Genomic DNA, 25,966 nt, shown 5'->3' with positions numbered 1-25,966 from the left:
GACATGACAGATGTGAGCATCGCGGTCGACATGCCCACCCCCCAGACCCACGAGCGCACGGCCCGCGCCTCCGCGGGATGGCCGATGCTGATCCTGGCTCTGCTGTGCCTGCTGAGCCCGGCCGCGCTGATCCCGATCGGAGCCGTCCTCGCGGCCGACGGCGACGGCGGCGCGGGAGCCGTCCTGATCGCCGCCGGGGCGCTGCTCTTCCTGGCGGCCCTCGTCGTCCTGACCGGCCTCACCGCGGTCGCCCCCGGTGAGGCGCGGGTGATCCAGCTGCTCGGCCGTTACGTGGGCACGGTCCGCACCCCCGGCCTCAGGTTCGTGCTTCCCTTCACGCAGAAGCGCAAGGTGTCGACCCGGATCCGCAACCACGAGACCGACATCACGAAGGTCAACGACGCCGACGGCAACCCGATCGAGATGGCCGCCGTGGTCGTCTGGCAGGTCGAGGACACGGCGAAGGCGGTCTTCGAAGTCGACGACTTCGTGGAGTTCGTCGCCTTCCAGACCGAGACCGCGGTCCGGCACATCGCCGGCAGCTACCCGTACGACGGGCACGACGACATGCTGTCCCTGCGCCAGAACGCGGACGAGATCACCGGCCGCCTGTCCGCCGAGATCCAGGCACGGGTGGCCTCGGCCGGGGTCAAGGTCATCGAGTCGCGCGTCACCCGCCTGGCGTACGCTCCCGAGATCGCACAGGCGATGCTGCGCCGCCAGCAGGCCGGAGCGGTCGTCGCGGCCCGTCAGCGAATCGTGGACGGCGCCGTCGGCATGGTCGAGGCCGCCCTGGCCCGCCTGGACGAGCACAACGTGATCGAGCTCGACGAGGAGCGCAAGGCCACCATGGTCAGCAACCTGCTCGTCGTCCTGTGCGGCGATCGCGACGTGCAGCCCGTGGTGAACACCGGTTCCCTGTACCACTAGACCGTGGCGACCGAAAGGAAGAGCATCCTGCTGCGGCTGGATCCCGCGGTGCACGACGCGCTGGCCCGCTGGGCCGGCGACGAACTACGCAGCACCAACGCGCAGATCGAGTTCCTGCTGCGCCGGGCGTTGTCGGAGGCGGGCCGGCTTCCGGGCGACGCCGGCCGCATCCCCCGGCGCGGCCGGCCGGCCAAGAAGAAGACCCCACCCGAAGAAACGCCGCCCGGACGGACCCCGCCTCCGGAGGCTCCCACCGCCGGCCCACCCGACGACGACTGAGAGGAAGGCAGTCCCGTGGACGTCCCCGCCTCCTTGACGGCTCAGCTCTATCTGCTCGCCTACGACCCCCGCAAGGAGCGGGTGGTGACGAACCACCGTTTTCCCTACCTGCTGCGTGCAGCCGCGCTCACGGACCTGCTGCTCATCGGCCGGATCGCCGACGACGGCGGCAAGGTGCGCGTGGTGTCGGAGGACCGGGTCGCCGACCCGGTCCTCGACGGCCTGCTGCACCAGCTCGCCCAGTCGGGGCCCCGGCCGTGGCGGCACTGGATCGGCAAGGACGGCCGCGCGACGGTCCGTGCGGTGCGGGACGAGCTGGAGAAGGGACGCTGGATCAGGGTGGAGCCGCACCGGCCGTTGCTGATCTTCACCGTGAATCACGTCCGCGTACGCGACACGCGTGTGGTGAAACGACTGGCGACGCGGGTCTCCGGCGCGCTCACCGGTCCGGTGTCCCGGGTCGGGGACCGGGAGGCGGCCCTCGTCGGCCTGGCCGCCGCGGGAGAGCTCGGAACGGTCCTCCCGCGAGCGAGACGACGGGCGCACAAGCAGCGCATCGCCCAGCTGGCCGAGCGCGGCGGCCCGGTGGCGCCGGCCCTCCGCAAGATCATCCAGCAGGCCCGCGCGGCGAGCGGAGGCTGAGGCCGTCCACCGTCAGCAGGTGCGGAGCATGTTGAGCAGGGCGACCTTCTCCGACCGGGTCACGAAGAGACGGTAGTGATGCTTCACCGTGATCCACGAGGTCGCGTAGCGGCACCAGTAGCCGCGGCGCGGCGGACGCCAGCTCTGCGGGCCCCTGCCTCCCTTGGCCATGTTGACCGAGTGGCTCACCACGACCAGCTCCGGACGCGTGAGGTCGTTGGCGAACGCGCGCCGCTTGGCCTGGCTCCACCTCTTGGCCCCGGAGCGCCAGGCGTAGGCCAGGGGAACGATGTGGTCGACATCGGTCTGCTTCACGCTCTTCAGCACCTTGCCGTCGTACGGGCTGCGCCAGACGCCCTTCACGGCCTGGCACGCCGCGTTCCTGCGTACGCGCCGCCCGTCGCGGGCGAGAACCACCTCCCGCGCGTCGCACTCCCCCTTGTGGTGCGCCCATCGGGGCTGGAAACGCCGATGGCTGTACCCGCGGATCGACAGCGGCTTGGCGACCTTCAGATGAGCCAGCATGCGGCGGGCCGTCGCCCCGGCGCCGGCCTGCTGGCGGGCGTCGGCCGCGGCCTGCGGGGCGAGCGCGACAGCGGTGATCGGGAGGACCAGAAAGGACAGTACGGCGACTCGGAGCGTGCGACTCATGAAGATCATGGTTCCAGCCATACCAGTCTCTCCCCACTGCCCGTGACGATATGCGACGGAACAGATGCGGAATCGTCTCACCCGCCGGACATCCGGGGCTGCCGGGACGCCAGGGGAATGTCCGGCGATCACGTGTGGTTCCAAGACAACGAAAGTTGAAGTTTCAATCAGAAAGGGCGGCCATGCCCGCTGTCACCGCAGACACCCTGACGCTGCCACGAGTCGCCGTACCGGATCCGGCCGTCGCAGCACCGCGCCCCGTTCTCTCGGTGACGACCGCGCCCAGCGGCTTCGAGGGCGAGGGCTTCCCCGTACGGCGCGCGTTCGCCGGGGTGCCGCAGGCCATGCTGGACCCGTTCATCCACATGGACCAGATGGGCGAGATCGAGTACGCCCCGGGCGAGCCGAAGGGCACGCCGTGGCATCCGCACCGCGGCTTCGAGACGGTCACCTACATCATCGACGGGGTCTTCGAACACCAGGACTCCAACGGAGGCGGCGGCACCATCACCAACGGCGACACCCAGTGGATGACCGCCGGGTCCGGCCTGCTGCACATCGAGAAGCCGCCGGAGCACCTGGTGGTCTCGGGCGGGCTCTTCCACGGCATCCAGCTGTGGGTGAACCTTCCTCGCGCGCACAAGTTCCACCTGCCCCGCTACCAGGACATCCGGGGGCGTGAGGCGGCGCTGCTCGCCTCGGCCGACGGCGGCGCGCTGCTGCGGGTGATCGCCGGCGAGCTGGACGGGAACGCCGGCCCCGGCGTCACGTTCACCCCGATCACGATGGTGCACGCGACCGTCAGCCCCGGCGCCCGGCTGGACCTGCCGTGGAACCCGGAGTTCAACGCCCTCGCCTACGTGCTGGCCGGTCAGGGTTCCGTGGGCGCCGAGCGGCGGCCGATCCGCAAGGGGCAGCTCGCCGTCCTGGGCTCCGGCGGGTCGCTGAGCCTCGCCGGGGACACCGCTCAGCCCCAGGCCGAGCCCAATCTGGAGGTGCTGCTGCTCGGCGGGCGGCCGATCCGCGAGCCGGTCGTGCACTACGGGCCGTTCGTGATGAACACCCGCGCCGAGATCATCCAGGCGATGGAGGACTACCAGGCGGGCCGCCTGGGCGTCGTCCCCGCCGAGCGGGTCCCGCACGCCGACGGCCCCCTGACCGCAGCGGACTGACTTGCCCGCCGGAAGGCCGGCCGACAGGCGCGCACATCCGCCGCCCGGCCGGCCTTCGACAGTGGAGCCGCGGTTCCCTACGCGGGCCCGACGTGGACCGCGACTCCGGTACGACCCTCCGGGCCCCGCCGGTCACTGCGGCCCAAGACGCGCGCCGACCGTACGCAGCGCTTCGAGAAGATCGCGCGCGGACGGGGCGTGATCGGGATCGACGAGCCACTGGGTCGCCATCCCCCCGAGCAGCGCCTGGTAGAACGAGCCGACGGCCATCGCCTTCCGCTCGTCCGCGCCCGGATCCAGGTTCTCGAAGATGGCCGCGAGTCCCAGCCTCGCCTGCCGGTTGGCGGCCGCGAACGCCTCGCGCAACTCGGGCAGACGGTCCATCTGCGCGATGAGCTCGAACTGAATGGCCCAGAGCGGCCGCAGCCTGGCGAAGGACTCGATGATTCGCGTCCAGGTCGCCTCGAATCGCTGTGCGGGGGCGTCGCTGAGCGACGCGTCGGCGGCGAGAGTCTGCTCGACCTCCTTTCCCCATTCCTCCATCGCCTCGATGAGAGCCGCGTTGAGCAGCGCCTTGGTCGATCTGAAGTGATAGCCGATGGCGGCGAGGCTCGTGCCGGCGGCCGCCGCGATGTCCCGCGCGGTGGTGCCGGAATATCCCTTCTCCATCAGGCAGCGCTTGGCTCCCGCGAGCAGATCTTCCCGGTTTCCCATGGTCGGAGCTTAGCCGACGTCCGGACAAACGTCTTGCACATCTGTCCTAGACATTTGATTGAGACGTTTGTACAGTCTCAGTCATGAAGCACATCCTGATCTCCGGCGGGAGCGTCGCCGGCCTGACGCTGGCTTTCTGGCTCCGCGAGCACGGCTTCGCGGTGACCGTCGTGGAACGCGCGCCCTCGCCGCGGGACGGCGGCTACAAGATCGACATTCGGGGAGCGGCACTCGACGTCGTCGCCCGCATGGGGCTGCTGGAGGAGGTGCGGCGGCACAGCACGGACATGCGGGTCGCACGCTTCGTCGACGCGCGGGGCAGGCAGACCGGCACGATGAGCGCCGATCTGTTCGGCGGCCGCGAGGGAGACGACGTCGAGATCATGCGCGGTGACCTCACCCGGCTCCTGCACGCGGCGATCGGAGACACCGTCGAGTACGTCTTCGACGACTCCGTCACGGCCCTGCGGGAGACCGCGGACGGCGTGCGCGTCACCTTCGCGAACAGCTCCCCGCGTACGTTCGACCTGGTGGTGGGCGCCGACGGCCTGCACTCGAACGTCCGCGCGCTGGCCTTCGGTGAGGAGTCCCGGTACGTCCACGACCTCGGGCACCACATCTCGATCTTCACGGTGCCGAACCATCTCCACCTGGACCGCACGGAGATGATGCACCCGGCCCCCGGCAGAAGCACCGGCATGTACAGCACCGGGCGCGGCGACGACGCCAAGGCGATGTTCCTCTTCTCCTCGCCGCCGCTGGAGTACGACCGGCGGGACGCCGACCGGCAGAAGAAGCTGCTCGCCGAAATCTTCGCCGGTCAGGGCTGGGAGGTCCCGCGTCTCCTCGACGCGATGTGGGACGCGCCGGACTTCTACTTCGACTCCATCAGCCAGGTGCGCATGGACCGCTGGTCGTCGGGCCGGGTGGCCCTGGTGGGTGACGCCGCCTACGCCGCGTCACCCGCGTCCGGTCAGGGCACCAGCCTGGCCCTGGTCGGCGCCTACGTTCTCGCCGGCTGCCTCGCCGAGGCGGCAGCAGACCACGCCACGGGAGACCACGCCGCAGGAGACCACGCCGGGGGGTTCGCCGCGTACGAGCGGGAAATGCGGCACTTCGTGGAGGAGAACCAGAAGCTCGCCGCGAACAACCTCAAGGGCATGGTGCTGAAGTCCAAGGCACAGATCCGGTTCCAGATGCTGATGTTGCGGCTGATGCCGCACCTGCCGGGCAAAGACCGCATGATCGAGCGGGTCACCGAGCCCATCCGCAGGGCCGCGACCGCGATCACGATCAGGGATTACCGAACGCCGGCCGCGTAGCCGCGGACACCGTCATCCGCGCGATCAGCGAACGCCGATCGCGGGGGATCAGGCCCGAATCCGGAACATTCCGAGGTTCCCCGGCATCTCACCCGGCATGAGATTGCGCATGGCTCTCGCGGCACTTCTCCTGGCCACCGTTCCGCTGAGCGGACAGCCCGCGGTGGCCGCCACTCCGGCCACGATCGCGTACGCGCGGCTGACCCAGGCGTGGGAACTGGTCCTGACCGACGGAAACGTGGTGAAGGTGCCGGAAGCGCTCGCCGCGGCACCCGACGACGCGGTCAACGCCGGCTGGCGGGCGCCGTTCCTGATCAGCGGGGACGGACGGCACTTCTTCTACTTCCGCAAGTCGGACGGCCTGTTCGTCGAACGGACCCCCAGCGGCAAGGAAAGGGTGGTGTCACGGGAGATCAAGGCGTACGACATCGGCGAGGAGTGGCCGTGGGTGTCGTATGACGGGAGTTTCGTGATCGTCGGGAACTCCGCACCGGCGCTGGGGGCCTTCGTGGACCTGCGGAAAGGCACGACGATGTCGGATCCCGGGGGGAGGGACGACTGGAGCTTCGACGGATTCAGCCCGGACGGCGAGCGGCTGCTGCTGAGAAGGGTGGGCGGGAGCCGGGTGACGGTGTTCGATCGGCGACTGCGTGCCCGGTTGCGGCTGAAGGCGAAACTGTCGCCGGACGCGCTGGCGAACGACCACCACACGGCGGTGGAGCTCGTCGGCACGTCACCCACGTTGCGCAGGCTGCGCCCGCTCGACCTGCGCACCGGCCGCGCGGGCCGCACCGTGACCGTGCGGTTGCCTCGCGGGCAGTACATCGACGACCTCGAATTCGACCAGAAGGGACGCCTGATCGTCCGGTCGAAGACCAAGACGGGCGTGGCGATCTACCGGGTCTCGAAGACGACCGGCAAGGCGTCGCTGCTGCGCAGCCTCGCCAGGCCCGACGCGAAGGCCTGGGTGCTCCCGGGCGACAGCGCCTACGAGCCGTGGACGGAGAAGAAATGAGCCCGGCCGTCACCCGTGTGAACGGATGCCCTCTCCCAGACGTCGTACTGGCGAGCGGAAGGGAAGCACCATGCGTACCGTACTCGTCTCGGCCGTGACGGCGCTCGGGCTGGCGTGCATGCCGGCCGTGGCGGCCTCCGGCGTGACCCACCAGGGCCCGCAGGCCGGGCAGACCGCGTCGGCGTGGCGGCTGACCAGGGTGAACACACTGCCGGGGGACGACGTACTCAACGACGTGACGGTCCTGGGCAACGGATCGGTGTGGGCGGCCGGTCACCGGGTCGTGAACGGCAGGCAGCGGGGGCTGGTCCAGCGGTTCGACGGCGGCTCGTGGACGGTGATCCCCGGCAGCCCGCCGTACGAGCTGAAGGCCGTGACGGCGACCTCGAACAGGGATGTATGGGTCTTCGGCCCGGGGAAGGCCGCCCGGTGGAACGGCCGCGCGTGGACCACCCTCTCGCTCGGCGGCTTCTCGGCGACGGACGCCGACGCGGCGGGCGCGAAGGACGTCTGGGCGGTCGCCGAGTCCTCGGCCTCGGCCAGGCACTGGAACGGGTCCTCCTGGAAGAGCGTCCGGCTGCCGGCCCGCGCCGCCGCCGTCGACGCCTTCACCGCCGGTGACGTCTGGGCGGCGGGAACCACGGGCGACCGTCCCGCGATCATGCGGTGGAACGGAAGGTCCTGGGCACTGGCGCCCACGCCCGCGATCAAGCTGCCCGCTCCCGACGCGGCTGCGGTCCTCAACGACATCGCCGTCGTGAGCCCGGCGAACGTATGGGCCGTCGGCGGCGTCACCTGGGAGGGCGCCGACGACGAGGGCGACGACGTGACCTACGGCCGCACCCTGGTCATGCACTGGAACGGCAGGTCATGGGACACCTCGATCGGCGCCGCCAACGCGCAGCCGTACACGGAGGTGGAGCCCGACGGTCAGGGCGGCGTGTGGGTCGTGCAGGGCAGCTGGAACCCCAGCTTGTGGCACGTCACGGGTTCCGGGTGGCGCGGCGCCCCGCTCCCCCATAAGGCCGGCACCGACGCCGTCCTGTTCTCGATCGCGCGCAGGCCCGGGACGGCGACGGTGTGGGGCGCGGGATTCACCGTGCCGCAGGGCGACCCCGACGACCCCTCGGCCAACGGCGCGTTCTGGCGCACGCGCTGACCGGCTCGTCCGCGGGCATGGCCGGCTCTCAGCACGGGCACGGCCGGCTCTCGGCCCGGCGCATGCCCGAACGCCGTGGAGGTCACCCTCTCACGGTGTGATGAGCGTCACAAAAAACACCCTCACCTGTGCACTGACCTGCGATTTTTCCTTTTGATCCTTTAACGCCTTTTTGCCCCCTTTGCAGCGATATGGGGCTACTTGGTAGTTTCCTTGCCCTACGGCGGCGCCCCCGTGGCGCCGCCGCGGCGAACCCGGCCCGGCCGTGTTCGGAAGAGACCATCCACAGTCACCGCCGCCATGTCCTCTCCGCCCCCCTGGGCGCCGGTGATGCCGAATCCGAGCAGCAAGGAGGCCCGGAGCCGGGGAACCAGTCGACCTTCGCCGAAGGTCTGGGGTGAATCGGCGCGCATGCGCCGTAGGGCGACTTCCCTGCCCGAATCCGTCAGCTAACCCGGTAGGCGCAAGCGGAAGACCGTAGGGAGAGATCCCCTGTCCACCAACCCCACCACTCTGCTCCGCATTGCCATCGTCACAGTCGGTAGCGCCGCGCTCACCGCCTCCGTAGCGGGCTTCGGCGCACCGCCCGCGGCCGCCGCTTCGGAGACGATGGCGGCTCCGCCCCCGGCCCCCGGGGTCATCGCACCCGAGCCCGCCGTCACGGGGGTCACCCCGAACACCAGCGCGGCTCCCGCGGCGGAGGACGCCGCGGACAAGAAGCTCACCAAGGCCGCCCTCCAGCAGAAGAAGGCCGAGCGGGCCATCAAGGTGGTGAGAAAGCACCTCGGTGACCCCTATGTGTGGGGCGCCACAGGCCCGCACGCGTTCGACTGCTCCGGGCTCGTCCAGTTCGCCTGGCGCAAGGCCGGCGTCAAACTCCCGCGTACGACGTGGTCGATGCTCAACGCCGCCAAGAGGAAGGTCTCCCTGGCGCATATCAAGCCCGGCGACCTCATCTTCACCAGCGGCGGCGGCCACGTGGGCATGTACGTGGGACACAAGAAGGTGATCAGCGCGCCGCACAGCGGCGCGGTGGTCAGCGTCGACAGGCTCAACGGCTACTGGAGGAACGGCTTCCTGACCGCCGTACGCCCCGGCGTCTGACCCGGGACGTCGTAGTGGCGTCCGGCGGAGCTGCCCTGCCGGGGCACCGTCAGGGCAGCTCCGCCTCTGCTCACCCCTGCCGCAGGTGGGCCAGCAGTCCGTCCAACGGCCGTGGCACGCGGTCGGGCTCCAGTGCCGCGACGAGTCGGCCCGAGTAGCGGATCTTGCGTCCGCCGCCTGATCCCATGAACCGGCGCAGCTGGTCGTGAGTGCTCCGCCCGCGCCATCCGGGTTGCTTCTGGAGTGTGCGGAATGAGCGGAGCTCGCCCTCGGCATCGAGGACGCGTTCCACCGTGGCGGTGCCGAGGGCGCGGATCAGCTCGTCTTCCAGGTCGGCCACGCACACGAAGAACCCGAGCGTCTCCAGATCGCTCCTGTCGAGGTCTGATCCCAGGCCGGCGCGCTCGAGGCCCCTCCGGAAGGCGCCCTCTTCACCGGCGTCGTACAGACCGGCCAGCCGGAGGTCGCGACCGGCGGGGCCGAACCTGCCGGCATATGTCCCGATGTTCGTGGCACCGCCCATCGCCACGACGGAGATGCCTTCGGCCGCGAGGTCCCGGCCGCGGCGCTCGGCCAACGTCTCGACGGCCGACTTGTCACTGATTCCCTCGACCAGGACCACAGCGCGCGTACGGTTCACGCGCTCAGCCTCGCACTCCATCTGGTGAAGTCCGTACCGGTTTTTCCTCCTCATCGGAACCCACGTTCAGCGGGAGCGGCAGCGTGGCCGGCTACGTCGAGCCCGCGTTCGCCTCAGTGCCCGCGATGATTCCGGGCTCCGCCGTGGCGGTGCCGGTGGTGCCGTCGATGGTGACGACGGTGCCGTCGCGAAGCCTGCTCGTCGCGTTCGGGATGCCGAGGACGGCGGGGATGGCGCGTTCCCGAGCGACGATCGCGGCGTGGGAGAGCACGCCTCCGGTTTCGGTGACGACGCCGGCGGCGATGCGCAGGAGCGGCGTCCACGCGGGGTCGGTGAGGGGGCAGACGAGGATGTCGCCCGGGCGCACGCGCGCGAAGTCACCGCGCCCACGGACGATTCTCACGGTGCCGGTCACGGTGCCGCGGCTGCCCGGCGTCCCGGTGAGTGTGACGGCCGGCATGTCCGAGGCGCCGGCGGGCGATGCCGGTGGTGGCGGTGCGGCGGTGACCGGCCGTGCCTGCAGAACCCAGATGCGGCCGTCGGCGATCGCCCACTCGATGTCCTGCGGTCCACCGAGCACGGCGGCGATCCGTCCGCCCAGCTCGGCCAGCCGCGTGGCGGTCACGTCGCCGAGCACCGGCCGGTTCCGGGAGCCGGTGGGCACGTCACGGAGGACGAGCCGCGTGCCGCGCCGGTCAAGGCGCCGCTGTTTGTCCGCCACGGTGCGGGTGACCGACCCGTCTGCCGTGACCCGGTAGGAGTCGGGGGTGACCCTGCCCTCGACGACGCTGGGGCCGAGGCCCCAGGACGCCTCGATCCGGGTCGCGTCGCCGGAGTCCGCGGGGGTGAACATGACCCCGGACACCTCGGCGTCCAGGTGGCGTTGGACGATGACGGCCATCACAGGGTCGCCGGACGGTCGGCCGCCGCGGCCGGAGGCGGCCCGGTATTCGACGGCACGCGGGGAGAACAGCGAGGCCCAGCAGGCACGTACGGCCTTGGCGACCTCACCGGCTCCGTGCACGGCGAGGAAGCTCTCGTGCTGACCGGCCGCCGACGCCTGAGCGGTGTCCTCCCGCGCTGCCGATGATCTCACCGCCACGGGCGGATCACCGAGCTCGCCGAGCGCGCGTTCCAGCGCGTCGATCACGGCGGCGTGGACCGGCCGGGCCTCGATCGTCCGTGCCGCCGCGTGGACGTCGTCCGGCTCGCCGGCGAACCGTCCGAGGTCCAGGTCGCGGACAGCGGCGAGATAGGCGGCGAACGGGACGACAAAGCCGTCGGGCACGGGCAGACCCGCGCGGAGCGATGCGCCGAGGGCACCGGCCTTGCCCCCGCAGGTGCCGGCGACAGCCTCCATGAGGGGTACGATCATCCGCCCCGCTCCTCAACAAATTGTTGACAATAGTTTATTGATTGTCCATGCTGGGACGCATGCGACGCAAGCACGACAGCGCGTACGGCGTGGGTTCCGATCACGTGCAGGCCCAGCGTGAGCAGGACGCGCGTGCACGTCTTCTGGACCTGGGCGCTGACGAGCTCGACGCCCGCCCATGGCGCCCCTCACCCGCCCCGCCGTCGGCGGTCGACCTCGTGCAGTTCGCCGTCTGGCGCAACGCCGGCCTGGACCCGGAGGACATCCTGAGCGCGCTCGCACTCCTGCCCGCCGCACGAGCCGAGGTCGAAGGGCTCGAATCCGCCCTGCTGTTCATCGCCAGGAGCGCGGGTCTCACCTGGGCGCAGATGGCGCACGCGATGGGGTTCAACTCCCCTCAGGCGTGCCAGCAGCACTACATGCGCCTGACAGCGCGACAGGACGCCGACTCATGACGCGAGAGTCTCCGCTCAGCCTCCTGGTCCTGCACGCCGTGCGTATCACCGGCTTCGCGGACACTCCGGTGATCGCCCGCCGGTACGGGCTCGACGAGGCCACGACGAAAGAGGCGCTGCGCGACGCCGAGGCGCGTGGCTGGGTCGAGCACACCGCCTTCGCCGGCACCGGAGGCTGGTCGTTGACCGACCCCGGCCGGGCCGAGAACGAGCGCCTGCTCGCGGCCGAACTCACCCGCGCCGGCGGTGCCGACGAGGTCCGCGACGTCTACCGCGGGTTCCTCCCGCTGAACGCCCTTCTGCTACACGCCTGCACCGACTGGCAGATCCGCCCCACCGCCGGCGATCGGCTCGCCGTCAACGACCACTCCGATCCGGTCTGGGACGCCGAGGTGCTCCATGAGCTCGCCTGCATCGACCGGGCACTCACGCCACTCGCGGACCGGCTCTGCCGCGTTCTCACGCGGTTCCGCGGATATGACACACGGTTCTCCACAGCCCTGGCCCGCGCCCGAGCCGGGGACGGCGCGTGGGTCGACCGCACCGACGTGGACTCCTGCCATCGGGTCTGGTTCGAGCTCCACGAAGACCTCATCGCCACGCTCGGCATCGACCGGCACGCGGAATCCTGACCTCGATCTCCGGACGGCTCCGCGCCACGGCCACGGAGGGACAGACGCCGAAGCGGTCAGGCCCCGGTCGACGTCGTCCTCCCGCCGTGGCCCCGTCATGGGCTTGCCGGACCAGAAGACGAACGAGACCTCCGGGCAGGCCTGACCGCCGCCCGGAGGTCTCAGTGATTCCGATTACTCCTCCGTCGAGGTCGTCACCCCGGCGAGGCACCGGGCAGAAGGGTCTCCGGCGTCGACGCCGGTCGACGAGCCCGTATCCATGCGACCCACCGGTCCTCCGGAAGGTCGGGACGGCTCAGCGTTCGTAGAGGTACCACCCGCTGGGCGTCCCCTCGCAGTAGTACCAGTCACCGGAGTGCCCTTCGGCCTCGGCTTTCTTCTGCTCGAAGTAGCCTTCCACGGCATTGCAGATGTACTTTCCGGCCTCGCTGGGCGCGAAGCTGCTGATCAGCGTGGCCGCCTGTGCCGGGCCGGCGAGCAGACCGGCGCTGGAGGCGGCGGCGGCCGCGACGACGGCGATGCGCGTTCCGAGTTTCACGCTTCGACTCCCATCGATCGGGTGCTGGGGGCGGATCCGGAGCCCACGGCGAGTTGATCTCGTACCGCCGACGGTAGGGTCCGCGACGGACGGCTCCCTGGATCTTCTGAACCGGGGTTTGGCATGCCTACCGAGATCCGGCGGTTCTGCGCTATGGCGGCAGCCTGAAGGCTTCGCGGCCATTGGGAAACCCGCAGGTGGTCCATGCCGGCGAGGCTCCTGCCCGCGTCCCCGCGCCGCCGACCGGCAGTGCGCTCGACGGCTTGCCGTACGGCGCGGGCCGGGTGATGTTTCAGCGGTATTGCAGAAGATCGTTGTGGCGGATGCGGCGGCTCCGTACTTCATGGGCGCGTCGTGGCCGCACTCGGCACAAGGTCGTCGGAGTCCGGCGGACGCCGACCGGCCGAGCACGTCCGCCAGGAGGAGGACACCCGGCGGTGCGCGTTCGGTGAATCTTGGGCCGGGTGGAGCCGCCGGTGAATCTTGGGCCGGGTGGAGCCGCCATCGCCGCGCGGTGGTAATGCAAACTTCAATCATGGGCAACGAGCGGGCAGCGGCCCGGGAGCTCGGGATATTCCTGCGCTCTCGGCGCGAGAGGACGACTCCGCAGGACCTCGGGCTGGAGCCCGGCCCGAGGCGAAAGGTCGAGGGACTCCGGCGCGAAGAGGTCGCCGCTCTGGCCGGGCTGAGCACCGACTACTACCAACGCCTGGAGCAGGGCAGAAACGTGCGCCCCTCCGACGCGCTACTGGACTCGATCGCCGACGCGCTCGGCATGGACGAGGTGGAACGGCGTCACCTGATGAGGCTGGCGCAGTTGGCGCGCAGACCGCGGCTTCCGGCCCTCCGTGCGGCGGACCGGGTGCCGAGGAACACCCGACTGCTGCTGGCGGCGATAGACCTGCCGGCGTTCGTGGCCACCAGGCACCTCGACATGCTCGCATGGAACAACCTGGCCGCGGCGCTGCTGGGCGATCCCCGCGACCTTCCACCGGACCGGCGCAACGTGCTACTCATGCTGTTTCACGAGGCCTTCCGGCTGCGGTGCCCGGGCTGGGAAGCCATGGCGTTGGACTACATCGGCATCCTGCGTGCCGCCGTCGCCACCGATCCGGATCATCCACGGGCGGTCGCGGTCGTGAATGAACTGAGCATCGGCAGCCCGGAGTTCCGTCGGCTGTGGGCACGGCACGACGTCAGGGAAATCGTCCACGGCACCAAGACCATCCGGCACCCGCGCGTCGGCGACATCGCCGTCGAGTGGGACGCCTATCCGCTGCAGCCCCCACCCGGACCGCTGATGATCGTGTTCACTCCCAAGGCCGGGCATGAGGAGCGGCTACGCCTCCTGAAAGTCATCGCGGACGCCGGCGAGGACCGTGAGCCTCACGCCGCACCCTCACCTGCCACGCACCTCGCCGACGACGGCAGGCGACCGGCGCCGCCGCGTCCGCGGTAGCCGTCGCGCAAACGGCTCGAACACCATCAAACGCGCACCTCATAGTCGCAGCCGAAATCCGTCGACGATGAAAATTTCATCGCGACGTCGGAGGCGGCCGCGGTTCCTGTCCTGGTCAAACCCGAAGGAATGGACGGCCGAAGGCGAGGATCCTTTCCAAGGAGAAGGCGATTCCTTGACAGATCTCATGACTTCATATTTGCTCCCCACCACCACCACCTCCAGTCGCCCGGCAGAGAGGAGCACTTGACCGCCCCCGTCACTGTTAGCGTTAACATCTTTTGGTTTCGACCAGACGCAACCGATTGCATTGGGCAGAGCCCGGCACAGGCCGCCTTCATCCGGTATTCACCGGGTGAGAAGCCACATTCCGCAGCTCCGCCACATTTTCATCGGAATCGCCGAGGAGAAACCCGGCAAGCACCATGCTAACGCCAACGGATATCTGAACTCGCCTTGCTCTTTCTGCGGCGGGAAAGGGGCGAGCACGCGCAGGCCGACGACGGTCGGTCGCCGCGCCGCTCCGGGTCGACTGACGGTGGGCTCACTTAGCGTTCGAGTCCGTCCGGGGAGGCCGCTCGACCGGCATGCGTGCACATGCCGGCTGCGGACGCTCCACCGGATGAGAGAAACCAACGGCTTCCCTATCGACGCATGTCGATTTTCGAACGGCAAAGGGAGTTGCGTGAAGTTGAGACAGAGATCCATCTTCGCCACTGTCGCGGCCGCCGCGCTTCTCGTCCTGGGTACGGGACGCATGGCACTGAGCGACAGCCTCGGCGCGACCACGTCGTCCTCGACCAGCGCCGTCGCAGCGGCGACCGCCGGATGCGGCAAGACCCCGACACTGAGAAGCGGCTCACAGACGATCACGACCAGCGGCAAGAATCGCAGCTGGATCCTGAGAATTCCCGACAACTACGACAACAACCGCCCCTACCGGTTGATCTTCGCGTACCACTGGTTGAACGGCACCGCCCAAATCGTCGACACGGGCGGATCGGACGGAGCCGTCTGGTCCTACTACGGACTCAAACAACTGTCGAACAACAGCACGATCTTCATCGCGCCCCAGGGCATCAACAACGGCTGGGGCAATACCAACGGTGAAGACCTGACCTTCACCGACGACGTGCTGAGGCTCGTCGAGAGCAACCTGTGTGTCGACACCACGCAGCGCTTCGCCATGGGGTGGAGCTACGGCGGCGCCATGAGCTTCGCGGTCGCGTGTGCCCGGCCGACGATCTTCCGTGCGGTCGCGGTCTACTCCGGCGCGCAGCTCAGCGGGTGCAGCGGCGGCACGCAGCCGGTCGCGTACATGGGGATTCACGGCACCCATGACTCGGTGCTCAACATCTCCAACGGACGGTCGCTGCGCGACAGGTTCGTCACGAACAACGGCTGCACCCCCATGAACCCGCGGGAGCCCGCGCAGGGCAGCCTGACGCACATCATCACCGCCTACTCGGGGTGCCGGGACGGGTACCCGGTCGTGTGGGCCGCGTTCGACGGAGACCACACCCCCTCTCCGAACGACGGATCCACCTCCACCAGCGGTGCCAGGACCTGGACCTCGGCTGAGGTGTGGAAGTTCTTCACACAGTTCCAGTCCGGTCCGTCGACGTCTCCTTCTCCCTCCCCGTCCCCGTCCTCGCCGACGTCACCCTCGCCCTCGCCCTCCCCGTCGACGTCCCCCAGCAGTGGTGGATCGGGCGCCTGCCGCGTCAGCGCCACCGTCAACGCCTGGGGCAACGGGCTGACCGAGGACATCACCATCACCAACACCGGCTCCTCCGCCCTCAACGGCTGGTCGCTGGCCTTCACCCTGCCCGGCGGACAGACCATCACCAACGGCTGGAACGCCACCTACTCGCCGAACAGCGGACAGGTCACGGCGAAGAACGTCAGTTACAACGGCTCGCTGCCCTCCGGGGCCTCCGTCCAGATCGGCTTCCAGGCCACCCACACCGGCAACGCCGCCAAACCCACCGCGTTCACCCTCAACGGAAGCCCCTGCACCATCGCCTGATCGGCAAGGAACACCCGGGGGTGGCGCCCGACCGGACTCCACCCCCGGACCCTTCCGCGCGTACGAAGCTCGTTCCCTTCAGATGCCGCAGATCGAGCCGATCGTCATGACCGTCGGATCAGCGCGGCTGCGCCGCCCCGGGCAGCCCGGGCTCCGGGCTCGGCTGGTTCCTGCACCACCAAGCGTCACCCGCGGTCAGGCCGACGGGGCAGGAGGCGCCGCAACCGTTCGGCGGCACCGTGAAGAGGTATTGCTGGTGGCAGCACTTCGTTCCACGCATCAATACGTGTCGGCGGCACGGTCCGTCTGGCCGACCGGGATACGCACCGCGATCTGCTCGCGGGCGTGCGGGCAGTCCGCGAACCTGTGCGGGCAGGCGAGGGCGTGCTCGATGAGGTCCTTGGCCGCGCGTGCCCGCGCGATGCGTTGTTCCAACTCCACGACGTGGCGGCGCAACAGGTCCCGGTGGTCCATCGGATCGGGAGTGGACAGTACGGCGCGCAGTTCGCGCAACCCGAGGCCGGCCTCCTTCCCCATCAGAATCAGCGCCACTCGCACCAGCACCCGCCTGCGGGTGGGCGACCCCCGCTCGCCTCGCTCGTGGCTGCGCGGATTCCTCCGCACCTACTCGATCTGGGACTAATCCCCCACCGGCCGCCTCGACCTGTGCATCGCCGGAGAGGCCCGTAGCTGCCAAGCCGTGCGTGATCACCTCGTCCGGGAACGCGGCTGGTCTCGCAGAGCCGTCGTCGTGAAACCGTTCTGGGCTCCCGGACGGCGCGGCATGGACTGACCGCCTCGGAGCCCGCCCTTCGGATGAGGGCGGGCTCGTATGATTCCGGCTTCGCCGGCGGTCAGGGCCGCAGTAGCCGTTCGGCACCGTGAAGAGGTATTGCTGGGTAGCAGTTCGATTGAGGCAATAAGTCGACGCGGATGTGACCTCGCCAGCTACGCGATCTCAAGCAGGCGACTTCGACGTGACGGTGCTATCGGCTGAGCTTGTCGACGTGAACAACCTGTATCCGCTCGTGACCCGCCGTCAGGGCGGTCAGGTGCGGCACGTCGGATGTGACGACCACGACGGGACCCTCTTGAGCCAATGCGGTAGCCGCGACCATGGCGTCGACAGCCTGATCAGTGGACATTCCCGCCGCCCCGATCAGCTTGCCGGCCTGTTCTCCGATCTCGCGAGTCACCGGTTCGACCACGACACCACCGAGCACGCGATGTACCCCCGCGTCACGCGGGGTACCCCTCAGCGCTTCGGCCAAAATGGCGGCGGATGTGAGGACACGCCGCCCATCCAGATGCGCGGCATGCAGCCGGACGTACATCGGTCTGTCGGTCGCCGCCCGCGAAAGACCTTCGTTGTCGAGGACGAGGGCGCCGTGCTCGCGCGGGCGTATCCGCTTCCGCTGCTTCATGCGCTCGGCCACTCTGCCCGTGCCGCCGCCAACTCCTCGTCGGTCACCGGACCATGGATCTCTCGAAGGTCTGCCACCAGATCCCCCAGGCGGTCATGCTCCAGCTGACGGACCAGCGCATGGGTGACGTACGCCGAGACGTTGCCCTGTCCGGCCCGGGCCCGCAGTTCGGCGGCGACGTCCGCGGGCACGGTGATGCTCATTTTGTCAGTCCTCAACGGCTCACCCATAGGCCGATCCTACCAATGGGAGGATCGCACTGCCCAGAAGTTCGCCTGGTCTGGCTACCCGAGTGAACGAGGTCGGCCAGCATGGGCGCCCTACTCCGGCAGGCAGGCTGACGAGGGCCGAGAACCGGTAGGAGAACGTCAGCAGGCGCGCAACGGGTCACAAGGTGGCCGACAGCGCAGCCGACAGATCAAGACGCTGTCGGCCGAGACCGCCCGGGCGGCGTAGGCCTACGTTCCTCGCGCCCGCTGATGCGCATCCAGGGGAGTGACGTTCCCCGGTAGTTGCTCATCGCCCCCTTGCTTGGCCATCTGCTCAAAGATCACACGGGCATCTCTGCCGATGGAGTCGCTCTCTCGCGACTCCAAGGAGAGGATCTTCTTCGCCAGGAGGACGGCACCTCGGATGTTCTCCTCCACTGCATCTGGCCGCCGCTCGTAGATCTTGCTGATCCAGATGTTGTTCCAACTGCCCCTCTTGTGCCCCTGCTCTACGTAGGAAAGGAGCAGCCGCCCTACCTCTTCCTCCTGGGTCCGTTCTCGTGCGGGGGCACGGTGCTCACGGAGAGTCTCCTCGACCCTCCTCACAGCCCCCTCTATCCGCGCGATCGCCTTCTGCACCTCGGTGACCTGACGCTTGATTTCCTCGGCCGCCGTCCGCGCTTCATGAGAGGCATCTCGGGCCGCCTCTGCGGCATGTCTAGTCCGCCTCAGCATCGGGCCCTTCGCACTCCCTTGCTCCGTCATACATCCCTCGCCTGGGTTGATGGAGACATCACCCGGAAGGTACGAAAAGAGAGGACCACCAACCAGGCACGATTCCCTGCCCAGCTGGAAAGCGAGCGGTGGCCAACAAGGGCATATCAGCGACTCCCAGCCAGCCGAGGAGGACCAGGTCGGCGATTCGGATCAGGCGCGCAGCACAAGTACGCCTTTCCTCTCAGCGCGGATGTGACAGAAGCACCCGCAGATCGCCACCACACTCCCTCGCGAGGCGGAGTTGATTTGCTTCCAAAACTCCCCGCTGACTTCCTACATAGCTGGTCAGAGGGCCTGCACAGGAGTCGAGGTTACCGGGGGCTAGTGGGTGCCTCCAGCATCTCGATCGGTTGGATGTCAGGGAAACTCCCAGAGACGTGCGAGTTTTCATCTAATTCAAGTTGGGTCGCCGAGGAACGGTGGAGTTGCCAGTGCCCGGGCGGCGCGGCCCAGGACCGGCCGGAGAGCCGCACGCCCGGCCCGCTGGCCGCCCGGCGCGCCGCGAGGCGCGGCAGGCGGCTCGCCTTGACCTTGTAGTGAAGGTTCTCGCCGAAAACAGCTCTGGCCCTCGATCGGTACCGGGCCTGCCGGGCGGCCAAGGGGCAGGATCAGCAGTTACCGTGTCAGACCTCGCCGGTGGTCCGGCCGACGGGACAGCTCACACCGGTGCCGCCGAGGCCGCAGTAGCCGTTCGGCAGGTGATTGGCGCTTCGCTTCAGGCAACACCCGCGCCTGGGGCGGGCGGGACCCTGCGGGCGGAGGCCACCAGCCGCTCCGCGAGCGAGGCGACACGGTCGCGGAGTTCATCCGGTCGCTCGATCGTGAACGGCCGGTCGAGCGACGCGAGCACCGGAGGCAACCAGTCGAGCCGCTCGGCCCGCAACTCGACGCGGAGCCAGCCCTCGGTCTCGGGGTCCAGGCCGTCGGCGGACGTGGGCTCCTCCACGGTCGCGACGCCGGCGGGAAGCCGGGCGCGGATCTGCTCGACCGTCCCCTGGATGCGCAGGACCACTTCGTGCCGGTACGGAGCCTTGGCGAACCCGGACAGAACGCGCTGCGCCGGATCGAACCCGGCGGGCGGCTCGAACGACCCGGGCAGGGTCCTCGCGTCCGCGATGCGATCCAGCCGGAAGGTCCGATCCTCACCGATATCCGGGTCCACGCCCGTGACGTACCACCGGCCCGAATGGGCGACGAGCCCGTACGGATGCAGCGTGCGTTCGCTGCGCCGGCCATCGGCGGCGGTGTACCTGATCGAGACCGGCCGGTGGTGACGCACCGCATCGGCGACGCAGAGCAGGACCGCGGTCTCCGGGGCGGCGAAGTCGCCGGGCGGAGCCGTGAAGGCGAGGGTTTCGAGCACGGTGCCGAGCCTGCGGGCGAGCCGCTCGGGCAGGACCCGCCGGATCTTGGCCGCCGCCGTCTCGCTCGCCGTGCCCATCGTCGTCATCAACCCTGTCCGGCGACCGGCGACCAGGCCGAGCAGCACGGCGAGCGCTTCGTCGTCACTCAGCATGAGCGGAGGCATGCGATATCCGGGAGCGAGCCGATACCCGCCGTAGCGGCCGCGCACCGACTCGACGGGGACGTCGAGGTCGACCAGGTGGTCCACGTACCGCCGTACGGTGCGCTCGTCGACGCCGAGCCGATCGGCGAGCTCGGTCATCGTCCGGATGCCGCCCGACTGGAGGAGCTCCAACAGCGTGAGGACGCGGTGAGTAGGTCGAGGCACGTCTCACAACGTAGTGCGAATACTGGGCGGTTTCTGTCCGGTATTCGTCCTAGCCTGCGGTGGGAGAACCGCCCCATAACCAGGGAGACCACCATGGACTTCGTATCGATCCGCGTCATCACGGACGATGTCGCACGTCTCGTCGACTTCTACGAGCGGGCCACGGGAGTGCGCGCCAGTCGGTACAGCGAGGACTTCGCCGAGCTCAGAACCGCCTCCGGCACCCTCGCCATCGGCAGCACCCGCACCGTCGCGCTCACCGCGCCCGGCGCTGCCCGCCCTGCCGACAACCGCACCGTGATCATCGAGTTCCTCGTCGACGACGTGGACGGCGTGCATCGGAATCTGACCGGCTTCGTCGAGGACTTCGTCAACGAGCCCACCACCATGCCCTGGGGCAACCGGTCGCTCCTCCTGCGCGACCCCGACGGCAACCTCGTCAACTTTTTCACCCCCGTCACGCCGGCCGCCCGCGAGAAGTTCGCTCGCTGACGCCGGGCAAGCCGGACGATCCGAGAGACACCGCCTCGGCCTTGCCTACCGGTCCGAGTCGTGGATGACGGCCCACTTGTCGCCGCGCTTGAAGTAGAGCATCTCCGTATCGATGTAGAGGGTGGGGGATGCCTTGCGGTCGTTGCGGATCCACAGCCTGCCGGCCCGCGCCGTGGCGAGATCGAAGATCACTTCGGCCTTCCGTCCCTGCTCGTCGACCTGACTCATGGTGACGAAGCGGTCGGCCACGAGTGACAGAGGGCTGTTTCCCGGCAGGTCCAGAACCCGGCTGCCGTCGCGGCGGGTCGCCTGGTCGCCGATGAGGCACCAGGTCACGTCGCACCGCGCCCGCGCCGGATCTTCGAGCCGCTCTCCGGTGCTCAGGTTGAGCAGATTCGTCATGGCACCCGGGCCATCGGCGGGGCGCCCCGCCCAGGGCCAGGAGGAGAGACGCAACCCCTTCGTGCCCGCGACGATCGACGGTTCGCCGCCTGCCACCGGAACCTGGTTGACGCCCCCCGACTTGGTCGACGACCAGAAGATTCTGCCGTCTCCGACGGCCAGGTCCACACCGTGGACGGTGTCCCCGTTCACCTTGTCCACATCCAGCTCGGCCGGGAACGAGGCCACCGTGCGGGGAGTACCCCCGGTCACGGGAATCGTCATGATGTGGATGTCTCGGTCCACGTACTCGAACCAGACGATCACGCCTTCGCCCACCGCCAGCGAGTCCACCGGCGCGATGGGATGGTCGATGACGGCCAGGCGCCGAAAGGTCCGCGATTCCAGGTGATAAGCCCACAGTTCAGGTGCGGGATCGTAACCCTTCTTCGCCACGTACCCGAGCATGGTGCGTGCATCGATGAACAGCTTCGGCGTGAAGGCCTCCCCGTTGGGGACCTTCCGGGGGACCTCCGCGATCACCGAAGGCAGCACCTGTTCCAGCGGTGGTGCGATCTCCTCCACGATCCGCGGTTGGTGGATGCGGGGCGTGGGCCTGGCCGTGACGGCGGGCGGCGACTCGGGAGCCCGCCATGTCACGGCCGACGCCGCCCAGACCACCAGACAGGTGGCCATCGCGGTCGCCAGCACCAGCCCACGGCGTCCGCGCCCGGTCTGCCCCACCGTCACCTGGCGCAGCAGATCCGGCGGCGTGGCCGGCATCCGCGCCTCCGCGCCGGCGAACGTACGGCGCAGCGCCTCTTCGACATCGTTCATCACAGTCTCCTTAGCGGGGTGACGGTGTCGCGCAGTTTGCCGAGGGCGCGGGATGCCTGACTCCGCACGGTTCCGGGAGAAATGCCGAGGATCTCGGCGATCTCGGCATCCGATCGGTCCTCGTAGTAGCGCAGGACCAGTACGGCACGCTGCCTTTTGGGCAGTTTGGCCAGTTCGTCCCAGAGGTCCAGCGGCGGCTCCGTCACCGATTGCGGCTGTTCGGGCACCTCCCATGCCAGATGTTCGCGCCTGCGCCGTCTCCAGACGGAGATGTGGAGCCGGGTGATGGTGGTTCTCACATAGCTCTCCGGGTTGTGCTTGCGCTGTACGCGCGGCCATGAGCTGCGCAGCCGCACCATCGCCTCCTGAACGAGGTCGGCGGCGTCGTGCGGATTGCCGGTGAGCATGTAGGCGTAGCGGAACAACGCATCGATCCGATCGGCGGCGAAGTCCGCGAAATCCGGCGCGTCATCCACGGGCGGGAATCCTCTCGTTCATCCCGGCTGAGACGCACCAGACCCCCGAAATGTTGCATCATCTGGAATTCGCCGGAGACGACAGGGGCAGACCCGTACACCGGGCGACGCGACAGAGCGACCGGCATGGGGCCGACTTGCCAGGCCTGGCCAGCAGTGCCGGGTCCAACGCCGTCATCGCGATGGCGCTACGACAACCTGACGATCGGCCCGCTCGGCGAGGCCAGGCCCGAGAGCGGGGCACCGTCCCCACGCCCCAGGCCGTCACGGGGGTTGCCGTGTTCGAGCGAGCGAGCCATCAGGTCCACGTCCTGAGACGGCCTGATTTGAAGCTGACGGGCTTTCGCCTGAACGGTGCGCCGGAAACGTTCCGCTCATTCGGCGCACGGAATTGTCGGTCGGCGTGGCTAGTCTCTGCTCGTCCTTGTCGTCATCGACAGATGGGAAAACTGTGGGATTACCCAGTAGGGCTGGGCGTCGAATCGGAGGGCTGGCGGGCGTCGCGATCCTGGCGTCCGGTGCTTTCGTTCCCGCCGCGCAAGCCGCACCCCAGCGATTCATTTCGGGTACGGCTTCCGCCTCACTCGCATCGGCCGACAATCCGGTGCAGAAACTCACCCTCTCATTCGAGCGAACCACTGCGACGAAGTGCCCGGTGACCTTCAAGGTCTACGGGACCTTCGAAGGACTTCCCCCGGGCCTGCAACTCATCCAATACCGCATCGTCGGCACCGAGCAATGGAAGAGCATCAAAGCTCACGTCCCCTACAACGGCAGCTTCACCGCCCTGCTCGCGACGCTCGACTGGGAATGGGACCCCGAGACATCGACATCAGGACAGACGTCAGTCCAAATCGAGCTCAAGCAGCCCGACGGTCTCACGTCCAACAAGCTCTATTACTTCGAGTGCGGCATGGCCGACGCGGACGACACCTTCGGTGAGACCTCCGAGCCCATCGTTCGGACATCCAGCGGCGGCCCCTTGGCCGAACTGGTCGCCGACGCCAACCTCGACGCGGTTCAGGCCCGGTCGGGCGCCCAGGCCGCCCTGGTCAGCAGGTACGGGTTCCACCTGGACCTCGACGCGGGCCCGGTCACCTACGAGGAGGTGTTCGCGACGCTTCCGGCCGGGTTCGCGGTGGACGTGTGGGAGATCACCGGCGCCGCGCTGAAGTCCGTCCTCGCCTACCCGAATGCGCAGGGCTGGGTGCTCACGCCGTCCTCCTCGCTCCGCTACACGTTGGAGGGCGGCGCTGTCACCGAGATGACGTTGAACGGCGTTCCGGTGACCGACGACCAGGTCATCAGAATCGCGGCCAACTACATCCTGGTGGGCGGCTACGAAGGTTTCCCCCGATGGCCCGGAGTCACCAACGTCTATCGCGGCGGCCCGGACGACAGAGGGGCCCTGGCCACCTACCTGGTGAAGAACTCGCCGGTCAGCGCACCAGCCGGCGACCGGGTCACGGTCCGGTGAGCATCACGTGAACGAGCTGATCGCCGGGTGGAATCCGTTCCGCCCGGCGATCAGCCGCGGCTAGCGTCGCTTGAGGCGGAAGTCGGCCCAAAGATCGACCGCCTGCTGCACGTCGAGGTGACACAGGACCTCTCTGACCTGCTGGGCGAACGACTCGCGACTCATCGCAGGATGACTCGAAGGTGATCCCTGACATCCTGCCAGGTGGAGAACGTGCCGACACCGTCGACCGTCAGGGGAGGAGTGGCCGGGACGTTGGTGATGTCCACCGCGAACTGGGAGATCCGGCCCCACGCACCACGCAGCGCCCGCAGCTTGGGGCTCGTGATGGCGTAGTAGCCACCACCGGTACGTCCGGCGATCACGGGGTCCCACGTGTCGCGGAAATCGGTGAACCGGGCAGCCTCGGAGAAGGCGCCGATCTGCTTGATCATGGCGGCGGCGATACCCGCCCGCTGGGATCCGTTGGCGGTGGCCAGGTCCTTCGTCCGGCCGAGGACGCGAGCGTCATCGATCAGGCCGTCGAGGCTTTCGAGCTGGGGTTCGCCACCGGCGACGTCGATCAGGGAACCGTAATTCCCACCGAAGTTCAGTACGTTGACTTTGCCGCCCCGGCCCATCTCGGTGCGTACGTTCTCCGAGACGTCGTTGAAGGCGAACAGTCCTGATCGTTGTGCCGGCCTGAGGCGGTCGGCGTCGGCGCGAACTCGATTCACCGGAATCCCAGTCCAGTTGATACGCAGTCACGTCGCCGCCGGTGCCGAACGGGCCTATCTGAAAAGGCGTGTCAGGCCGGGCGCCTGTCTCCTCCACCCCGGTAAGACCAGGCGCGCCTCCGGTTTGTGACAGCGGTCGGAGATTCGCACCGCGACCGCCGGCTGCCCCACCCACAGCCGAGGACTTCATGGGTTGTCACAAGGGCGGAAGTCGCTCGGTCTAAGTGGTGAACCGGCGCTGAGACAGGCCGGCCGATCAGACCGTCACAACGATCGGAACAGGAAAAGGGATGTCAGTGAACTTCATCGGGCGCCGTGGTGCGCGTGGGTTGCCGGCGCTTTCCTTGGCCGCATTAGTAGCGATTTCGGGGCTTGGCACTCCGCACGCTCGGGCGGACACGCCCGACGGTACGACGAAAGCCATCGAGCTGCAGATCAACTGGGATTTCACCGGGGGGAATGTCGGGCCGTACCACACTGCCCTCATCCACCTTCGCCAGGCCGCCGGGCGTCCCTTCCGCGATGACGACATGTACATCACGCAGGCGACACCCCCGGGGCTCATCGCACTGCGGATCGGAAACGGCGACACGAAAGAACTCGTGAGCCTGTACTTCAACCCCGCGAACCTCTACATCGGCGGCTTCCGCCCGCAGAACGGGCAACTGTTCGCCTTCAACGACGCATCTGAGAACGTACGCACCGAGATGGCCCGCGGCGGCCCGGTGCACATCCTGAACTTCGGCGGCAGTTACGACTCCCTCATCGCCACTGCCGGCGGAGAACCGCAGATCGAGAACCTCGACGGCCTACGCGGCGCCGTCAAGGACCTCGGAGCAGTCACCTTGTCCACAGATCGGGCGCGCGTCGCCGCGGATCTGATCGAGATGGTCGGCGCCTTTTCCGAGGCTGCCCGGTTCACTGATTTTCGCGATGCCTGGGACCCCGTGTTCGCCGGGCGTAGCGGCGGCGACTTCTACGCGATCTCAACCCCTTACCTCAGGTCGCTGCGGGGTGCGTGGGGCCGGATCTCCAAATTCGCGCTGGACATCACCAGTGTCCCGACCACTCCTCCCCTGCTGATCGAGGGCCTCTGGCCGTTCCTCAGCTGGCAGGACGTCCGAAATCACCTTCGAGTCATCCGGCGTTGAGCCCGAAAAGCGGCTCCGCGGATGCCTCGACCCGAATACGAACGCCACACGACGCGGAGACAAGGTCACGTGAGATTTCTTCGATCAGCGGCCGTGCTTCTATGCGGCCTGCTGCCCTCACTCCCATCGCCGGCGCTCGCCTCAACGGCACCGGCACACGTATCGGCACACGTATGGG

29 protein-coding genes and 1 riboswitch are annotated in these 25,966 nt (G+C 68.6%); of the genes, 16 read left to right on the top strand and 13 right to left on the bottom strand.

The features are described 5' to 3' along the window. Positions 1–3: 3 nt before the first annotated feature. Genes ACQPZZ_RS03860 through ACQPZZ_RS03850 form a run of 3 tightly spaced genes read left to right on the top strand, consistent with a single transcriptional unit; the run spans position 4 to position 1,851 of the window. Positions 4–930, top strand: coding sequence for an SPFH domain-containing protein (locus ACQPZZ_RS03860; protein ID WP_432928985.1), 927 nt, complete (start codon positions 4–6; stop codon positions 928–930). A 3-nt stretch (positions 931–933) separates the two neighbouring features. Then, positions 934–1,209 (top strand): hypothetical protein, encoded by a 276-nt coding sequence (locus ACQPZZ_RS03855; RefSeq protein WP_432928983.1) that lies wholly within the window; start codon positions 934–936, stop codon positions 1,207–1,209. A gap of 15 nt (positions 1,210–1,224) precedes the next feature. Beyond that, entirely contained in the window at positions 1,225–1,851 is a 627-nt protein-coding gene (locus ACQPZZ_RS03850) for a GOLPH3/VPS74 family protein (RefSeq protein ID WP_432928980.1), read from the top strand. Positions 1,852–1,863: 12 nt separating this feature from the next. Here the strand turns inward: ACQPZZ_RS03850 and ACQPZZ_RS03845 are convergent, their stop codons facing one another. Further along, entirely contained in the window at positions 1,864–2,502 is a 639-nt protein-coding gene (locus ACQPZZ_RS03845) for an HNH endonuclease family protein (RefSeq protein WP_432928978.1), read from the bottom strand. A gap of 269 nt (positions 2,503–2,771) precedes the next feature. Between ACQPZZ_RS03845 and ACQPZZ_RS03840 the strand changes: the two genes are divergently transcribed. Beyond that, a complete protein-coding gene (locus tag ACQPZZ_RS03840) occupies positions 2,772–3,674 on the top strand; it encodes a pirin family protein (RefSeq protein ID WP_432928976.1) in 903 nt (300 codons plus the stop codon). A 132-nt stretch (positions 3,675–3,806) separates the two neighbouring features. On the opposite strand, the gene ACQPZZ_RS03835 is transcribed toward ACQPZZ_RS03840, so the two are convergent. Then, positions 3,807–4,388, bottom strand: a complete 582-nt coding sequence (locus ACQPZZ_RS03835) for a TetR/AcrR family transcriptional regulator (RefSeq protein ID WP_432928974.1) — start codon at positions 4,386–4,388, stop codon at positions 3,807–3,809. 83 nt (positions 4,389–4,471) lie between these two features. Between ACQPZZ_RS03835 and ACQPZZ_RS03830 the strand changes: the two genes are divergently transcribed. From ACQPZZ_RS03830 to ACQPZZ_RS03815, 4 genes are all read left to right on the top strand, one after another. Continuing rightward, the gene (locus tag ACQPZZ_RS03830; RefSeq protein WP_432928972.1) at positions 4,472–5,710 is read left to right on the top strand and encodes an FAD-dependent monooxygenase; all 1,239 of its coding nucleotides are present in this window, start codon (positions 4,472–4,474) and stop codon (positions 5,708–5,710) included. Between the two features lie 109 nt (positions 5,711–5,819). Then, positions 5,820–6,725 carry a hypothetical protein gene (locus tag ACQPZZ_RS03825; protein ID WP_432928970.1) on the top strand — a complete coding sequence of 302 codons (906 nt, stop codon included), beginning with the start codon at positions 5,820–5,822 and terminating at the stop codon, positions 6,723–6,725. A 70-nt stretch (positions 6,726–6,795) separates the two neighbouring features. Beyond that, positions 6,796–7,884 carry a hypothetical protein gene (locus ACQPZZ_RS03820; RefSeq protein WP_432928968.1) on the top strand — a complete coding sequence of 363 codons (1,089 nt, stop codon included), beginning with the start codon at positions 6,796–6,798 and terminating at the stop codon, positions 7,882–7,884. A 321-nt stretch (positions 7,885–8,205) separates the two neighbouring features. Then, a riboswitch (cyclic di-AMP (ydaO/yuaA leader) is annotated at positions 8,206–8,363 on the top strand. Between the two features lie 130 nt (positions 8,364–8,493). Next, positions 8,494–8,988: a C40 family peptidase gene (locus tag ACQPZZ_RS03815; RefSeq protein ID WP_432928966.1), complete on the top strand. Its 495-nt coding sequence runs from the start codon at positions 8,494–8,496 to the stop codon at positions 8,986–8,988. 70 nt (positions 8,989–9,058) lie between these two features. Here the strand turns inward: ACQPZZ_RS03815 and ACQPZZ_RS03810 are convergent, their stop codons facing one another. Continuing rightward, entirely contained in the window at positions 9,059–9,628 is a 570-nt protein-coding gene (locus ACQPZZ_RS03810) for a TOPRIM nucleotidyl transferase/hydrolase domain-containing protein (protein ID WP_432928964.1), read from the bottom strand. Positions 9,629–9,719: 91 nt separating this feature from the next. Next, positions 9,720–11,003 (bottom strand): PEP/pyruvate-binding domain-containing protein, encoded by a 1,284-nt coding sequence (locus ACQPZZ_RS03805; protein ID WP_432928962.1) that lies wholly within the window; start codon positions 11,001–11,003, stop codon positions 9,720–9,722. Between the two features lie 59 nt (positions 11,004–11,062). Here ACQPZZ_RS03805 and ACQPZZ_RS03800 point away from each other — a divergent pair, with 59 nt between their 5' ends. Together ACQPZZ_RS03800 and ACQPZZ_RS03795 are read left to right on the top strand one after the other, a co-directional pair. Next, positions 11,063–11,458 (top strand): DNA-binding protein, encoded by a 396-nt coding sequence (locus ACQPZZ_RS03800; RefSeq protein WP_363634607.1) that lies wholly within the window; start codon positions 11,063–11,065, stop codon positions 11,456–11,458. Then, entirely contained in the window at positions 11,455–12,090 is a 636-nt protein-coding gene (locus tag ACQPZZ_RS03795; protein ID WP_432928959.1) for a transcriptional regulator, read from the top strand. Before ACQPZZ_RS03800 ends, ACQPZZ_RS03795 begins: the two co-directional genes overlap by 4 nt. Positions 12,091–12,385: 295 nt before the next feature. Here ACQPZZ_RS03795 and ACQPZZ_RS03790 read toward each other — a convergent pair whose 3' ends face one another. Then, complete coding sequence (locus ACQPZZ_RS03790) at positions 12,386–12,628, bottom strand: hypothetical protein (RefSeq protein ID WP_363634611.1); 243 nt, start codon at positions 12,626–12,628, stop codon at positions 12,386–12,388. A 535-nt stretch (positions 12,629–13,163) separates the two neighbouring features. Between ACQPZZ_RS03790 and ACQPZZ_RS03785 the strand changes: the two genes are divergently transcribed. Both ACQPZZ_RS03785 and ACQPZZ_RS03780 read left to right on the top strand, forming a co-directional pair. After that, the gene (locus tag ACQPZZ_RS03785) at positions 13,164–14,087 is read left to right on the top strand and encodes a helix-turn-helix transcriptional regulator (protein ID WP_432928957.1); all 924 of its coding nucleotides are present in this window, start codon (positions 13,164–13,166) and stop codon (positions 14,085–14,087) included. A 691-nt stretch (positions 14,088–14,778) separates the two neighbouring features. After that, positions 14,779–16,116, top strand: coding sequence for a cellulose binding domain-containing protein (locus ACQPZZ_RS03780; protein ID WP_432928955.1), 1,338 nt, complete (start codon positions 14,779–14,781; stop codon positions 16,114–16,116). A gap of 279 nt (positions 16,117–16,395) precedes the next feature. Here ACQPZZ_RS03780 and ACQPZZ_RS03775 read toward each other — a convergent pair whose 3' ends face one another. Further along, positions 16,396–16,740 (bottom strand): MerR family DNA-binding protein, encoded by a 345-nt coding sequence (locus ACQPZZ_RS03775; RefSeq protein ID WP_432928953.1) that lies wholly within the window; start codon positions 16,738–16,740, stop codon positions 16,396–16,398. 40 nt (positions 16,741–16,780) lie between these two features. On the opposite strand from ACQPZZ_RS03775, the gene ACQPZZ_RS03770 reads away from it, so the two are divergent. Further along, a complete protein-coding gene (locus tag ACQPZZ_RS03770; protein ID WP_432934276.1) occupies positions 16,781–16,909 on the top strand; it encodes an SIP domain-containing protein in 129 nt (42 codons plus the stop codon). 193 nt (positions 16,910–17,102) lie between these two features. Here ACQPZZ_RS03770 and ACQPZZ_RS03765 read toward each other — a convergent pair whose 3' ends face one another. The 4 genes from ACQPZZ_RS03765 to ACQPZZ_RS03750 form a co-directional block, all read right to left on the bottom strand. After that, positions 17,103–17,540 (bottom strand): type II toxin-antitoxin system VapC family toxin, encoded by a 438-nt coding sequence (locus ACQPZZ_RS03765; protein ID WP_432928951.1) that lies wholly within the window; start codon positions 17,538–17,540, stop codon positions 17,103–17,105. After that, positions 17,537–17,743, bottom strand: coding sequence for a CopG family transcriptional regulator (locus ACQPZZ_RS03760; RefSeq protein WP_231513793.1), 207 nt, complete (start codon positions 17,741–17,743; stop codon positions 17,537–17,539). The genes ACQPZZ_RS03765 and ACQPZZ_RS03760 overlap by 4 nt, the downstream gene beginning before the upstream one ends. 255 nt (positions 17,744–17,998) lie before the next feature. After that, entirely contained in the window at positions 17,999–18,514 is a 516-nt protein-coding gene (locus ACQPZZ_RS03755) for a hypothetical protein (protein WP_432928948.1), read from the bottom strand. 727 nt (positions 18,515–19,241) lie between these two features. Further along, the gene (locus ACQPZZ_RS03750; protein ID WP_432928946.1) at positions 19,242–20,258 is read right to left on the bottom strand and encodes a helix-turn-helix transcriptional regulator; all 1,017 of its coding nucleotides are present in this window, start codon (positions 20,256–20,258) and stop codon (positions 19,242–19,244) included. Between the two features lie 93 nt (positions 20,259–20,351). Between ACQPZZ_RS03750 and ACQPZZ_RS03745 the strand changes: the two genes are divergently transcribed. Then, positions 20,352–20,750, top strand: coding sequence for a VOC family protein (locus ACQPZZ_RS03745; protein WP_432928944.1), 399 nt, complete (start codon positions 20,352–20,354; stop codon positions 20,748–20,750). Positions 20,751–20,795: 45 nt separating this feature from the next. On the opposite strand, the gene ACQPZZ_RS03740 is transcribed toward ACQPZZ_RS03745, so the two are convergent. Continuing rightward, positions 20,796–21,968 carry a hypothetical protein gene (locus ACQPZZ_RS03740; protein ID WP_432928942.1) on the bottom strand — a complete coding sequence of 391 codons (1,173 nt, stop codon included), beginning with the start codon at positions 21,966–21,968 and terminating at the stop codon, positions 20,796–20,798. Then, on the bottom strand, positions 21,968–22,444 hold the full coding sequence (locus tag ACQPZZ_RS03735; protein ID WP_432928940.1) for a SigE family RNA polymerase sigma factor: 477 nt from the start codon (positions 22,442–22,444) through the stop codon (positions 21,968–21,970). Before ACQPZZ_RS03735 ends, ACQPZZ_RS03740 begins: the two co-directional genes overlap by 1 nt. Positions 22,445–23,099: 655 nt before the next feature. Between ACQPZZ_RS03735 and ACQPZZ_RS03730 the strand changes: the two genes are divergently transcribed. Continuing rightward, positions 23,100–23,921, top strand: coding sequence for a 5'-nucleotidase C-terminal domain-containing protein (locus tag ACQPZZ_RS03730; protein WP_432928938.1), 822 nt, complete (start codon positions 23,100–23,102; stop codon positions 23,919–23,921). A 161-nt stretch (positions 23,922–24,082) separates the two neighbouring features. Here the strand turns inward: ACQPZZ_RS03730 and ACQPZZ_RS03725 are convergent, their stop codons facing one another. Further along, a complete protein-coding gene (locus tag ACQPZZ_RS03725; protein WP_432928936.1) occupies positions 24,083–24,637 on the bottom strand; it encodes a ribosome-inactivating family protein in 555 nt (184 codons plus the stop codon). Positions 24,638–24,933: 296 nt separating this feature from the next. On the opposite strand from ACQPZZ_RS03725, the gene ACQPZZ_RS03720 reads away from it, so the two are divergent. Further along, positions 24,934–25,788, top strand: coding sequence for a ribosome-inactivating family protein (locus ACQPZZ_RS03720; protein WP_432928934.1), 855 nt, complete (start codon positions 24,934–24,936; stop codon positions 25,786–25,788). Positions 25,789–25,966 lie beyond the last annotated feature (178 nt).

It is taken from the genome of Microbispora sp. CA-135349, assembly GCF_050947365.1.
Classification (GTDB): Bacteria; Actinomycetota; Actinomycetes; order Streptosporangiales; family Streptosporangiaceae; genus Microbispora.
The sequence above is the reverse complement of the archived record's forward strand: the minus strand, read 5'-3'. Positions and strand labels throughout refer to the sequence as shown.